Below are 11,305 nucleotides of genomic sequence, written 5' to 3'. Positions count from 1 at the left end.
GCGGTGCGTTGAACGACCACGTCTTCACCAGCACGGCCGCCGAGCGTGCAGGAACCACCAATGAACCGAAATCATTGACCCGCCAGATGTTTCCAGCGTGGCCCGAAAATGAAGCGGTATTATTTCGATCTTCAAAACGGTGACGGCGCGATACCCGATGATAACGGGCAGCTGTTCGAATCCCGGGAACAAGCCAGAGCGGAAGCAATTCGTATTTTGCAGGATGTTGCCCAAGACGAAATGCCCGACTGCGATTTCGTCAAGGTAACCGTCAAAGTACGCGATGAGGTCGGTGCGCAGATGTTTGAGGCATCGCTTGTCCTGACCTCCGGATGGAGCGTGTGATGCCGCAGTGCTAGCGGCTATACCGCACCGGGATTTGCACGACATTCTCCGATCCAGGCAGATCGAAGGCCATGGCCAGCTGACGTACGGAGGCCATCTCCACGATCAGTTCTTCGATCGAAAGATCCGGCAGACCGGTCTTCACCCTCTGCCTCACCCTGGCCGCAAGTTCATGAACCCGTACCGGGACGAAAAGCGGGCTGTCGTCCAGCAGCTTGCTGATTTCGATGACCACATCAGCGTCGATGTCTTTCGGCAATTCCCGCATGGGCGTCACCTCCAATCGAAGCAACAGCCCGCCATATCGGTGCGGCGGGCGATCAGGCATTGAGCGCCGGGCAGTGGGATCGGAGAGGGACGTGCTCGGCGCTGGCCGATAGCCAGATTCATAAAGCTGCGGGCATCGGTGTGTCACGAAAAAATATCAGTACGAAAATTACCAAGCGGTTTCGTCCCACGCAATCCACAAGCGCCTTCCCCGAAATCGCGGCTCCGGCAGCGGCTGTTCCCGACAGAGGAGGAACAAAAAATATGGCCCGGAATTGAGACTGACGAATTGGAGGATCTGGCCATGGACAGCAGGGAAGAAAAGATCAAACGGCGAGCCCATGAAATCTGGGAACAAGAGGGCCGGCCGGCTGGCCGCGAGCAGGAGCACTGGGACCAGGCCGTGCAGGAGATCGAGGCTGAGGGTTCGGAGACTGAACGTGGCCCGGTTTTGCCTGATCCGACAGTTGCAGCCGATTCCAATAGCTTGAAGCGTTGATCGTCAGATGCCGTGGCGTCTTGAGAGGACGATCAGGCAACCAAATTGGTGGAACCTCGTTTGCCGGACAGCAACCAGAGGAGGTTTCGATGAAGAGGTTCTTTTCACTCCTGATCCTGGCCGCTGGCCTTACGCTCGGCGCCTGCGACAACAATATCGAGCCGATGAAAGCCAACACCGGCCCCATCAACAAGAACCCACAGGTTGACCAGGCCGCCAGGCCAGAGTCCGCGACTGGTGATGATAAGCCAGCTATTGCGCCTCAGAGCCAATGAACTCCGTCTCACATTGCGACACACCTCTGCTGCGCGTCGCCTATCTCGATGGTGGACCGCAGGACGGCGCCCCGGTTATCCTGCTGCATGGCTGGCCCGACGACGCGACGACATACGCTCGGATTTCGCCGGTCCTTCATGAAGCTGGCTTCCGGACGTTTTCGCCTTGGTTGCGGGGCTTCGGGCCGACATCGTTCCTGTCAAAAGAAATCATGCGCTCGGGCGAGATTGCCGCGATGGCGCAGGATGTGCTGGATTTTGCCGATGCGCTTGGCCTCAGCCGCTTTGCAGTCGTCGGACACGATTGGGGCGCCCGGATATCCTATCTGCTCGCGTCGGTTTTCCCGGACCGCATCAAGTGCTGTGCTGCGCTGTCGCTCGGCTGGCAACCAGGCAAACCAGCAACGCCGGCGCCCGGACAAGCGAAAGCATTTTGGTATCAATGGTTCATGGCGACGGCACGGGGCGCCGAGTTCGTACGAAACAACGGCAAGGAATTCGCCAGATACCAGTGGGACAGCTGGGGTCCATCAGGCTGGTTCGACGACGCTATTTTCGATGGTGTCGCGAGTTCGTTCGAAAATCCTGACTGGGCGGATGTGACGTTGCATTCCTATCGGGTCCGATGGGAAGAGGCCGAGCCCGATCCCCGCTATGCCGAACTCGCCCGCCGGCAAGCAGCGGTCAAGATCATCACGGTGCCGATCCTGACGCTTCATGGTGGCGCCGACCGCGTTGTGTTTGCCCAGTCCTCAGAGGGGCTCGAAGAGCATTTCACCGCGTTCTACAGGCGGGTGGTGCTGGATGGCATCGGACACTTCCCGACGCGTGAGGCTTCTGATCAGGTTTCGCGATTGTTGGCTGCGTTTCTCGACAGCCATGGCAAACGCTGAAGTGGGGTCGTCATCCGACCTCATAGTAGAGGCCGGAACCTGACGCATCGCCGCGCATTTCGTCTCCATGCATGACGAACCGAAATGCGGCCTCGCAATCAATCGGCAGCCAGGGAGAATTTGAATGCAAGCTTCAGACGCAATCTCAGCACACCATGCTGGCCAGCTGGCCATAGTACCGTTTGTCGGCACGGTGACGGTACGATTTTCCGACGCCATAGTCGCTGCTACGGAACGGGCGAAAGTGCTTCAGGAAGAAGGACATGAGCCCGTGTTCTACATCCCTTTCGAAGACATCTATTTCGACCTTTTCGAAAAGACGAACACCACCAGCCGCTCCCCTTCGAAAGGCACCGCGAGCTACTGGCGCGTCCATGCGGTGGGCAGCTCGGCTGACGATTTCATGTGGGCATACGAGACGCCTGAAACCGCGGCGCGGCCCATTGCACGTCATGGTGCATTCGATCCGGAAAAGGCGCGCATCGATGCTGAGCCCGCGGAGGACAGACGGCACACGCCCCACGTCCCGGAGTAGATTGCCCGTTCGCAGCGGGGCGAGTTGATTCAAGGCTGGTGCTGACGGCGCGGAAACTCGTCATCAAGGATGCGTAGTGCCTCCTCATATTTGACAGTCGATGCCCCGACCTGTCGGGCTTGCCAGATATTGTCCGCCAGATCCGCGCGCTTCACCGGCAGCGCCAATGGATTCGATGCCGCTCGTCGCACGAACGCGAAGTAGTCCTCGCCATCCCTGCGCGACATGGCGTCGACGGCCGAAGCGATCGTCGGGCCAAAACCGGCCTCGTCCAACCTGGTCCGGTTCCAGCCTTCGCCCTTTTCCACGACGTCATGGAGATAGGCGACGACCTTCTGGTCCGTGGTTTCGACCGCGTCGACGACCCGGCGGCAGTGCTCGATATACGGTCGCCCGGTCTTGTCGCGCTGTGCTGCGTGGACCTCTTCGGCAATCTTGGCCGCCCGGTAAAACATGCTCATCTGGCTTGCCCTTCAGACATGGTTTCACCATCGCTCCTCGGTATCGTGGTGCGGCAGGTCTATTCCGCAGCAAACCCAGCCAAGTCGCTGCCTCGATCCATAATTGTAGCGCGGCTCCAGGCGAGCCGGATCGTCGAACGTTCCGACATGCAACGCGATCTCTCCGGGCGATGCGTCATAGGCAAGGCTGAGCGGCGATCCGCAGGCGGAGCAGAAGCCCCTCCGGGCAATCGGTGAAGATCTGCGATAGGCCGGCGTCGCATTGGTCCAGGTCACGCTTTGGGAAGGCACCCAGGCCACAACTGCGAAGGCACTGCCGGTCGTTCGCCGGCACATATCACAATGGCAATAATGCACTCTCGGTTCGCTTCCAACGCGGAAGCGGATCGTGCCGCAGAGACATCCTCCGCTTAGTTCCATTTTGGCGCCCCGGCTGACTTGCGGCTCCAACGCCTCTCGCGCGGTCTCATGCGAGCACCTCCATTCATCTCAGCGGAAACGCCAGCCATTTGCGTCGGTTCCTGTGGCTATTTCAGGAACCAGTGCTTGCGCGCGGCGTTGCGTGTCTTTGCCGACAAAGTGAGGAAACAGGGAAATGCATCGTCGGTCGGAGAAGCGCTGATGTCGATGCCGGGGCTGGCATACGGACCTCTCGGCGATCGATGCATGCATGTCTGCGTGGATATGCAGCGGCTGTTTGCCGAGCCGTCTCAATGGGCAACGCCCTGGATCACCCGGGTTCTCCCGCAGATCGAGAGGCTGGTCGAAAGACGCGCGCCACAGACGGTCTTTACACGCTTCCTGCCAGCCGAAAAGCCGGGGCAGGGCGTCGGCACATGGAAGCGCTATTATGAGCGCTGGGCTTCCCTGACGATCGAGACGATCGGGCCCGAAATGACCGAACTGTTGCCGTCTTTAGCCGGCTACTGCCCGCCAGCGGCGATCATCGACAAGCACATCTATTCGCCCTGGTTCGAAGGGCGCCTCAGAGCCCTTCTGGTGGAGCGCGGCATCGATACGCTGGTCATTACCGGTGGCGAAACAGATGTTTGCGTTCTCGCCACCGTGCTCGGGGCCATCGATTTCGGCTATCGCGTGGTTCTCGTCACGGACGCGCTGTGCAGTTCTTCTGACGCAACCCATGATGCACTGCTGACCGTTTACCACCAACGTTTCGCGCAGCAGGTCGAGACGGTTGAGATGGAAACGGTTCTCTCGAACTGGACTTGACGTCCGCTAACCCGGCCCGGGTGGAAGTGTCCATGCTTCCTTGCGCGGTTGGGCTGCCTATCTGTTAAGAGAATGACGGACACCAGAACAGGTAGCAGACGTGACGCAACGATCGGGAAGTGCTGACCTTCCACTCCATGGCGGGCGCGTGCCGAAATGGCTCGGCGACCGCATGACGCGTCTTGGCGCTGTGATGTGCGAGGCGATCATTCATCACTATGGTCGAGACGAGCTGCTGCGGCGGCTGGCGCATCCATTCTGGTTCCAGTCCTTTGGTGCTGTCATGGGCATGGATTGGCACTCGTCGGGGATCACGACCAGCGTCGTGGGCGCTTTGAAGCGTGGCCTCACGCCGCTCTCCGGCGAGCTCGGCATTCATGTCTGCGGTGGTCGCGGCGCGCATTCGCGCAAAACCCCGCATGAGCTGGAGGCCATCGGCCAACGCGTCGGCTTCGACGGGGCGGGCCTTGCCACCGTCAGCCGGCTTGTCGCCAAAGTCGACAGCGCCGCGGTCCAGGACGGTTTCGATCTTTACCTGCATGGTTTCATCGTCACCGATGACGGTCGCTGGGTCGTGGTGCAGCAAGGCATGAACGGTGACAGCAAGGTGGCGCGCCGCTACCATTGGCTCTCCGAGGGCCTCAAGAGTTTTGTCGAGCAGCCGCATGCCGCCATCGAGGGCGTCCATCAAGGTGAGATCGTCAACCTGACCGACAGGCGCGCCGACGCGTCGCGCCAAGGGCAACTGAACCTTTTGCAAGACCTCGGACCCGATCGCATCCTGGGCGAGCTTGCAGCATTGGAGCGTTGCGCGGAGCCGACGCGCCGGCAAGAACCGGAGCAGCCGCTGCTGCCGCATTTGGTCATGCCGGCCCACCATGATGTTCGCGAAAGCGATGTCGTCATGCATCGTCTTCACGGCAATATCGCAGCCGCCGCGAACCGCGGTCCCACCGATTTCGCCGAGCTCCTTCTGGTCCCCGGCGTCGGCGCGCGTACGGTGCGCGCGCTGGCCCTCGTTGCCGAGGTGGTGCATGGCGCGCCTTGCCGGTTTTCCGATCCCGGCCGCTTCTCGCTGGCGCATGGCGGCAAGGACAGGCATCCATTTCCGGTACCGCTGAAGGTCTATGACGAGACGATCGGGGTTCTGAAGTCGGCCGTGCAGAAGGCAAAGCTCGGTCGCGATGAAGAAATCGGTGCCTTGAGGCGGCTCGACGATCAGTCGCGGCAAGTCGAACGATACGTGACCGGCCCCAGCCTGAAGGAAATTGTCGCGGGAGAATTCGACCAGTCGCATCTGCTTGGCGGGCGCAGCGTGTTTGGCTGGGAAGCGCCGCCGGACACAGCATCAACTGAGCGGAACGAGAAAGCGTGAGCACGGGTGGAGGGGCTGGAGATCAATCGTCAAGATCGATGAGTGCGACACCGAGCTCCGGACGCTTGCTGCGACGTAGATGACCGGGTGCTTCCACCAGGGTGATTTCGAGCGTTGGCCGAACGATGCCGTCAAGCAGATGTCCACCCCGAGTGGTGCCGTCACTCGATCCAAGGACCGCATGGACGTGCAGGCTGGGCTTATCGTCGTCACCCAGTGCGACATCGCCGATCGCGCTCAGAACCTCGCACTGTTCGTCGACAGGGATCTTGCGGTAGGTCTTCGAGGCCGGATCGAACCAGCCCACCGTGGCTTTCTCGAAAGCCCCTATGGCGGTCAAGGACGCGCTGCCGATCTCCTGGTCGACCGCGAAGGCGGTCAGTGCCGCGAACGCTTCTTCGCCTGGGTCGAGCACCACGACGAATGTTCGTTGTCCGCCGATCTCATTGACGAGCTGCGATTTCATCCCTGTGCTCCCGCCGCATTCAGTGCCGGCCTCATATCAATGTGCGCGGTGTTCCGCATTGCGCTTGCGGGTCGCCGCAGCTTTCTTTGCCGATTCCGATCGGCTTGCGGCAGACCGTGATGCCGATGCCTTGCCGCCGCTTTTGCCGCCTTTGTGCGCCGCTGGATGGCCCGTGTGTTTGCCGCGGCCGGAACCGCCTTCCTTCTTGCCGCCGCCATCGTCCTTGTTGACGGTAGCCCATGCGCGCCGCTCTGCCTCCTTGTCGGAAACCCCGCGCTTCTCATAGCCTTCGGCAATGTGGTCGGCTTTGCGCTCCTGCTTGTCAGTGTATTTCGATTTCTCGCCTCGTGGCACGGCCTGTTCCTCCTGTTGAATAAGGGCTGAACGTCGACTCGACGCGCTGGTTCCAACAGAAGTCGCGTAGCCAATGGCGCATCGCGATGCATGGCCAAACACCGCCGCGCCGCGCAAGCTAGCGCCTTTCGGGCCGGGGAGAGTGCAGCAGCAAGGCGAGGGGGATTGGTTCAGCCGATTGCCAACCTCACGACGAGGGCCAGGATCACGACGCCGACCAAGCCGGCTATGAAGACGACCCGACGCGTGCGCGTTCGCAGGATGATATCGCCTTGTCTCGCCTGATCCGCAGAGAATACGGGTCCATTGTCACGGTCCTTGCCATGCCGACCATCGCTCATGATCGCCTCCTTCCCGCTGTTGGCACACAACCATCGCTTGACCGGGGAGGTTCCGATTGCGTCGATCCCGCCGACAGAAAAAAGGATCACAGGCTCGTGAGGAGGGAACTTTGCCCTCCGCGAGTGGTTTGGGCCGCTTGAGACCCAGCCAGCCCGGAGCCAGCCATGTCCGATGCCAAGACTTCCAGTGGCCTGAGCAGACGCATGTTCATGACGGCCTCTGTTTCGGCGGCGGCGGTGATGCCGCTTGTAAATTCCCCGACGAGAGCTGCCCAGCCCGCGTCCGCAAAACCGGCCGAACCGCGCGATTTGTCGGCGGTTTCGATGCGTATCAACAAGCAGACCTACAACCTCGCGCTCGACAATCGAACCAGCCTGCTTGACGCGCTGCGCGACCATGTCGGCCTGACCGGCACCAAGAAAGGTTGCGATCACGGTCAGTGTGGTGCCTGCACGGTGCTGATCGACGGAAAGCGGGTACTGTCCTGCCTGAGCTTTGCCGTCATGAACCAGGGCCGAGAGATCACAACGGTGGAAGGCCTGGCTTCGGCGGAAGGGGAATTGCATCCGGTCCAGCAGGCCTTCGTCGACCACGATGCCTTTCAATGCGGCTATTGCACACCGGGTCAGATCATGTCCGCCATCGGTTGCATCAACGAAGGCCATGCTGGGTCGGAAGACGATATTCGCGAATATATGAGCGGCAATCTATGTCGCTGCGCGGCCTATCCCAACATCGTTGCCGCGATCGTCCAGGCACGCGACGAGACCAGGAGGGCTTAGGATGCACCCATTCGTATATGAAAGACCAACCAGCGTCTCCGCGGCAATCGCCATGGCGTCCCGTCCCGATACCGTGCATGTTCCGCCAACCGGTGCCGACACGCAGTTCATCGCCGGCGGCACCAATCTGGCCGACTACATGAAGCTCGGTGTCGCGCGGCCGGAGCGACTGCTCGACCTCAACTCTCTTGCCGAGCCGGCCTTGCGGCAGATCAGGATAGACGATGATAAGATCCGGTTTGGTGCGCTGGTCCGTATGGGTGAAGCAGCCGACAACAATGATGTCAGGCGCCGTTGCCCGGTCCTCGCCGACAGCCTGAAATTCGCTGCCAGCGGTCAGCTTCGCAACATGGCGAGCCTGGGCGGCAATGTGCTGCAACGTACGCGCTGCGAGTATTTTCGAGAGATATCTTGGCCGTGCAACAAGCGCGAACCGGGCTCCGGCTGCGCTGCGATGGAAGGGTCCAATCGCCAGCATGCCGTGCTGGGTACGAGCGATGCCTGCATTGCCACGTATCATGGTGATTTCGCGCAGGCGCTGGTTGCGCTGGACGCCACCGTCGATGTCGAAGGTTCGCGGGGAAGGCGCACGCTCATTTTTGCCAAGCTGCATAGACGGCCGGGCGAGACGCCCGACATCGAGACGGATCTGGCCGCCGACGAGCTTATTACCGCCATCGAAGTGCCGCTCGCACGGTGGGCCAGCCGGTCGCGCTATCTGAAGATACGCGATCGCGAATCCTACGCGTTTGCGCTGGCGTCCGCGGCTGTCGCGCTCGACATGGATGGCGAGACGGTAAGGAGTGCGCGCATTGCGCTCGGCGGACTGGCGACGGTGCCGTGGCGTGCGCGCGAAGCAGAGGACACGCTACAGGGCAAAGTGCTTGACGAAGCCACGGCGCAGGAGGCCGCAGAGGCTGCTTTCGCCGATGCCAGACCGCGCGAGCATAACGCATTCAAGATACCGCTCGGCAAGCGCACGCTGGTGCGGGCGCTGCTCGAAACCCGGGATATGAAGGGCTGAGCCATGAACCAAGCTGCACCCGCTCCAAGGGAAAACCAGGGCGATCCCGTTGTTCGCATTGACGCCCGGCTAAAAGTTACCGGACAGGCCGGCTATCCCGCCGACATCGTCACCGCCAACGTCGCCCACGGTGCCCTTGCCACCAGCAGCATTGCGCGGGGCAAGGTTTCCGAACTTCACACGAAAGACGCCAGGGCCGTACCCGGTGTGCTGGACATCGTCACTTATGGCGATCTGGACAAGACCGACATGCCGAAATTCGGCAACACCGGCGCAAGTTCGATTGGGCCTTTGCACGACAAGACGGTTTTTCACGATGGTCAGATCATCGCTCTGGTGGTCGCCGAAAGCTTCGAGGCGGCGGAGGAGGCAGCGATGTTGATCCGCGCCGACTACGAGGACGAACGGCCCAGCGCCAGCTTTGATTCCAAGGGCGTGAAGATGGAACCGGCTGCCGGCAAAAGCCCGATGTTCAAGGAGGATGCGAAGGCCGGTGACTTCGACGCCGCCTGGGCGGATGCGACGGTGAAGATCGACGAAAAGTATTCGACGCCGACCCAGCATCATAATCCGATCGAGCTGTTTTCGACCACAGCCATATGGCAGGGCGACCAGTTGACGATCCACGAGCCCAGCCAGAATGTTACGGGCTGGAAGGTGGAACTGGCACGCCAATTGAAGCTCGATCCGGCCAATGTGCGGATCGTCAGTCCCTATATCGGCGGCGCCTTCGGCTCCAAGGGGCCGATGACGGCACGCACTGCGATCGTTGCCGTCGCGGCGCGGCGCATCGGCCGGCCGGTTCGCTGCGTCGTCAATCGCATGCAAGCCTTCGGTACGCAGACCTATCGAGCCGAAACGCGGCATCGGATCCGCATGGGCGCCGGCAAGGACGGCCGCATCACGGCGTTCGGACATGAGGCCTGGGAGGTGACGTCACGCCCTGACCCTTATGTCGTCGGCGGCACGTCAGCCACCGCGCGCATGTACAATTACGGCTCCGTTCTGACGCATGTTTCGCTGGTTCATGCCGACCGCAACACTCCTGGCTACATGCGATCGCCGCCGGAGACGCCTTATGTCTACGCGCTGGAAAACGCCATGGACGAAATGGCCGTGGCCCTCGGCATGGATCCTGTCGAGTTTCGTCGCATCAATGAACCGGAGAAGGAGCCGATCGGAGGCAAGCCATTTTCCAGCCGCTCACTCATCAAGTGCTATGACCAGGCGTCCGAGGCCTTTGGCTGGTCGAAACGCGATCCCACGGTCGGCTCGATGCGCGACGGCGATTGGCTGGTCGGGATGGGCTGTGCGACGGCAATCTATCCGACAGCCGCCGCGCCTTGCGCGGCCCGGGTTCGTCTCACCGCCGATGGCGAGGTTCGGGTCCAGTGCGGCTCGCATGAAATCGGCACCGGCGTTCGCACCATCGCCGGCCAGATGGCGGCCGAAAGGCTGGGGGTTGGCATGGACAAGATCAGCGTCGAGATGGGCGACAGTGCCTTGCCGCCGGCTCCGGTGTCAGGCGGATCGATCTCGACCGCCAGCGTCTGCTCCGCAGTCATGAAAGCCTGCGACGCGATACGCGAAAAACTGTTTGCCGCCGCTGCGGGCAAGGGGGCTCCGCTGGCAGGTTCGGCCAATGCGAAGCTGGATTTGAAGGACGAAGAGGTCGTTGCCGAGACCGGCAAGTCCGCCAAGCTGGCCGATGTGTTCAAGGCCATGCAGGTCGGCGCCATCGAAGAATATGCCGAGTTTGCGCCGAAGGGTTCTTCGCCTGAAGCCCTCAGCAAACTCTATGCCGGACAATCGGAGTTTCATGGTGGAGAGAACGACGAAGATTCGGTCAAATATGCCTTTGGCGCCGAGTTCGTCGAAGTGCGCATCAACAGCTATACACGCGAAATCCGGGTGCCACGCATTGTCGGAGCCTTCGCTGCCGGGCGCATCATGAACACGCGCACCGCGCGCAGCCAGTTGATGGGTGGCATGATCTGGGGCATCGGCCAGGCGTTGCACGAGGCCACGGAAATCGATCAGCGACACGCGCGCTACGTCAATCGCGACCTGCAGGACTATCTCGTGCCGGTCAACGCCGACATCAAACAGGTCGACGTTATCCTAGTCCCCGAAGTCGACCACCAGGTCAATCCTGCCGGCGTCAAGGGCTTGGGCGAACTCGGCAATGTCGGAACGGCTGCCGCCGTGGCGAGTGCCGTCTATCATGCCACCGGCAAGCGCATTCGCGATCTGCCGATCAGAATAGATGATTTGATAGGCTGAGGGTCAAGAGCTCTGAGAGGAGGGGCTTCACAAGCCGACATCGTCATCGAAATTGTCGCGGTGGCGGCGTTGTCCGACTGAAAAAGTTTTCGCATGCAGCGATAGCTTAATCGCCTTGGCTCTCGAGTGTCACTCCGGGGCTGTGGCCGGAGCCGTGTAACGGCGGCGTACAGC

At 61.2% G+C, this 11,305-nt stretch carries 16 protein-coding genes; 10 read left to right on the top strand and 6 right to left on the bottom strand.

Features of this window, described 5'->3' with window-relative positions; genetic code table 11:
* Positions 1–108: 108 nt before the first annotated feature.
* Positions 109–345: a DUF6894 family protein gene (locus tag EN939_RS07710; RefSeq protein WP_127267548.1), complete on the top strand. Its 237-nt coding sequence runs from the start codon at positions 109–111 to the stop codon at positions 343–345.
* Between the two features lie 10 nt (positions 346–355).
* Here the strand turns inward: EN939_RS07710 and EN939_RS07705 are convergent, their stop codons facing one another.
* Entirely contained in the window at positions 356–673 is a 318-nt protein-coding gene (locus EN939_RS07705; protein ID WP_245473060.1) for a hypothetical protein, read from the bottom strand.
* 228 nt (positions 674–901) lie between these two features.
* Here EN939_RS07705 and EN939_RS07700 point away from each other — a divergent pair, with 228 nt between their 5' ends.
* The 4 genes from EN939_RS07700 (at position 902) to EN939_RS07685 (ending at position 2,814) form a co-directional block, all read left to right on the top strand.
* A complete protein-coding gene (locus EN939_RS07700) occupies positions 902–1,111 on the top strand; it encodes a DUF2934 domain-containing protein (RefSeq protein ID WP_236383395.1) in 210 nt (69 codons plus the stop codon).
* A gap of 89 nt (positions 1,112–1,200) precedes the next feature.
* Positions 1,201–1,386, top strand: a complete 186-nt coding sequence (locus EN939_RS07695; RefSeq protein ID WP_127267546.1) for a hypothetical protein — start codon at positions 1,201–1,203, stop codon at positions 1,384–1,386.
* Complete coding sequence (locus EN939_RS07690; protein WP_127267545.1) at positions 1,383–2,279, top strand: alpha/beta fold hydrolase; 897 nt, start codon at positions 1,383–1,385, stop codon at positions 2,277–2,279. The genes EN939_RS07695 and EN939_RS07690 overlap by 4 nt, the downstream gene beginning before the upstream one ends.
* Positions 2,280–2,403: 124 nt before the next feature.
* Positions 2,404–2,814, top strand: coding sequence for a DUF427 domain-containing protein (locus EN939_RS07685; RefSeq protein ID WP_127267544.1), 411 nt, complete (start codon positions 2,404–2,406; stop codon positions 2,812–2,814).
* 29 nt (positions 2,815–2,843) lie between these two features.
* On the opposite strand, the gene EN939_RS07680 is transcribed toward EN939_RS07685, so the two are convergent.
* Both EN939_RS07680 and EN939_RS40030 read right to left on the bottom strand, forming a co-directional pair.
* Positions 2,844–3,275 (bottom strand): HD domain-containing protein, encoded by a 432-nt coding sequence (locus EN939_RS07680; protein WP_127267543.1) that lies wholly within the window; start codon positions 3,273–3,275, stop codon positions 2,844–2,846.
* A 24-nt stretch (positions 3,276–3,299) separates the two neighbouring features.
* On the bottom strand, positions 3,300–3,695 hold the full coding sequence (locus EN939_RS40030; protein ID WP_127267542.1) for a GFA family protein: 396 nt from the start codon (positions 3,693–3,695) through the stop codon (positions 3,300–3,302).
* A 201-nt stretch (positions 3,696–3,896) separates the two neighbouring features.
* Here EN939_RS40030 and EN939_RS07670 point away from each other — a divergent pair, with 201 nt between their 5' ends.
* Positions 3,897–4,505 carry a cysteine hydrolase family protein gene (locus EN939_RS07670; protein ID WP_127267549.1) on the top strand — a complete coding sequence of 203 codons (609 nt, stop codon included), beginning with the start codon at positions 3,897–3,899 and terminating at the stop codon, positions 4,503–4,505.
* A gap of 100 nt (positions 4,506–4,605) precedes the next feature.
* Positions 4,606–5,880, top strand: coding sequence for a DUF763 domain-containing protein (locus EN939_RS07665; protein WP_127267541.1), 1,275 nt, complete (start codon positions 4,606–4,608; stop codon positions 5,878–5,880).
* 22 nt (positions 5,881–5,902) lie between these two features.
* Here EN939_RS07665 and EN939_RS07660 read toward each other — a convergent pair whose 3' ends face one another.
* The 3 genes from EN939_RS07660 to EN939_RS07650 form a co-directional block, all read right to left on the bottom strand.
* The gene (locus EN939_RS07660; RefSeq protein ID WP_127267540.1) at positions 5,903–6,346 is read right to left on the bottom strand and encodes a PPC domain-containing DNA-binding protein; all 444 of its coding nucleotides are present in this window, start codon (positions 6,344–6,346) and stop codon (positions 5,903–5,905) included.
* 36 nt (positions 6,347–6,382) lie between these two features.
* A complete protein-coding gene (locus EN939_RS07655; protein ID WP_127267539.1) occupies positions 6,383–6,700 on the bottom strand; it encodes a plasmid stabilization protein in 318 nt (105 codons plus the stop codon).
* A gap of 170 nt (positions 6,701–6,870) precedes the next feature.
* Positions 6,871–7,041, bottom strand: coding sequence for a hypothetical protein (locus tag EN939_RS07650; protein ID WP_127267538.1), 171 nt, complete (start codon positions 7,039–7,041; stop codon positions 6,871–6,873).
* Positions 7,042–7,206: 165 nt separating this feature from the next.
* On the opposite strand from EN939_RS07650, the gene EN939_RS07645 reads away from it, so the two are divergent.
* Genes EN939_RS07645 through EN939_RS07635 form a run of 3 tightly spaced genes read left to right on the top strand, consistent with a single transcriptional unit; the run spans position 7,207 to position 11,131 of the window.
* Positions 7,207–7,824 (top strand): (2Fe-2S)-binding protein, encoded by a 618-nt coding sequence (locus tag EN939_RS07645; protein WP_127267537.1) that lies wholly within the window; start codon positions 7,207–7,209, stop codon positions 7,822–7,824.
* A gap of 1 nt (position 7,825) precedes the next feature.
* Positions 7,826–8,848 (top strand): FAD binding domain-containing protein, encoded by a 1,023-nt coding sequence (locus EN939_RS07640; RefSeq protein WP_127267536.1) that lies wholly within the window; start codon positions 7,826–7,828, stop codon positions 8,846–8,848.
* A gap of 3 nt (positions 8,849–8,851) precedes the next feature.
* Positions 8,852–11,131: a xanthine dehydrogenase family protein molybdopterin-binding subunit gene (locus EN939_RS07635; protein ID WP_127267535.1), complete on the top strand. Its 2,280-nt coding sequence runs from the start codon at positions 8,852–8,854 to the stop codon at positions 11,129–11,131.
* Positions 11,132–11,305 lie beyond the last annotated feature (174 nt).

Source organism: Mesorhizobium sp. M7A.F.Ca.CA.002.05.1.1 (genome assembly GCF_003998335.1).
In the GTDB taxonomy this organism is placed as follows: Bacteria; Pseudomonadota; Alphaproteobacteria; order Rhizobiales; family Rhizobiaceae; genus Mesorhizobium.
The sequence above is the reverse complement of the archived record's forward strand: the minus strand, read 5'-3'. Positions and strand labels throughout refer to the sequence as shown.

What these genes read in the sequence shown, in the direction of transcription:
- EN939_RS07640 (WP_127267536.1), top strand. Translation starts at nt 7,826, where the DNA reads ATGCACCCATTCGTATATGAAAGACCAACCAGCGTCTCCGCGGCAATC.
- EN939_RS07705 (WP_245473060.1), bottom strand. Translation starts at nt 673, where the DNA reads ATGCCTGATCGCCCGCCGCACCGATATGGCGGGCTGTTGCTTCGATTG.
- EN939_RS07695 (WP_127267546.1), top strand. Translation starts at nt 1,201, where the DNA reads ATGAAGAGGTTCTTTTCACTCCTGATCCTGGCCGCTGGCCTTACGCTC.
- EN939_RS07645 (WP_127267537.1), top strand. Translation starts at nt 7,207, where the DNA reads ATGTCCGATGCCAAGACTTCCAGTGGCCTGAGCAGACGCATGTTCATG.
- EN939_RS07685 (WP_127267544.1), top strand. Translation starts at nt 2,404, where the DNA reads ATGCAAGCTTCAGACGCAATCTCAGCACACCATGCTGGCCAGCTGGCC.
- EN939_RS07635 (WP_127267535.1), top strand. Translation starts at nt 8,852, where the DNA reads ATGAACCAAGCTGCACCCGCTCCAAGGGAAAACCAGGGCGATCCCGTT.
- EN939_RS40030 (WP_127267542.1), bottom strand. Translation starts at nt 3,695, where the DNA reads ATGGAACTAAGCGGAGGATGTCTCTGCGGCACGATCCGCTTCCGCGTT.
- EN939_RS07660 (WP_127267540.1), bottom strand. Translation starts at nt 6,346, where the DNA reads ATGAAATCGCAGCTCGTCAATGAGATCGGCGGACAACGAACATTCGTC.
- EN939_RS07710 (WP_127267548.1), top strand. Translation starts at nt 109, where the DNA reads ATGAAGCGGTATTATTTCGATCTTCAAAACGGTGACGGCGCGATACCC.
- EN939_RS07680 (WP_127267543.1), bottom strand. Translation starts at nt 3,275, where the DNA reads ATGAGCATGTTTTACCGGGCGGCCAAGATTGCCGAAGAGGTCCACGCA.
- EN939_RS07670 (WP_127267549.1), top strand. Translation starts at nt 3,897, where the DNA reads ATGTCGATGCCGGGGCTGGCATACGGACCTCTCGGCGATCGATGCATG.
- EN939_RS07650 (WP_127267538.1), bottom strand. Translation starts at nt 7,041, where the DNA reads ATGAGCGATGGTCGGCATGGCAAGGACCGTGACAATGGACCCGTATTC.
- EN939_RS07690 (WP_127267545.1), top strand. Translation starts at nt 1,383, where the DNA reads ATGAACTCCGTCTCACATTGCGACACACCTCTGCTGCGCGTCGCCTAT.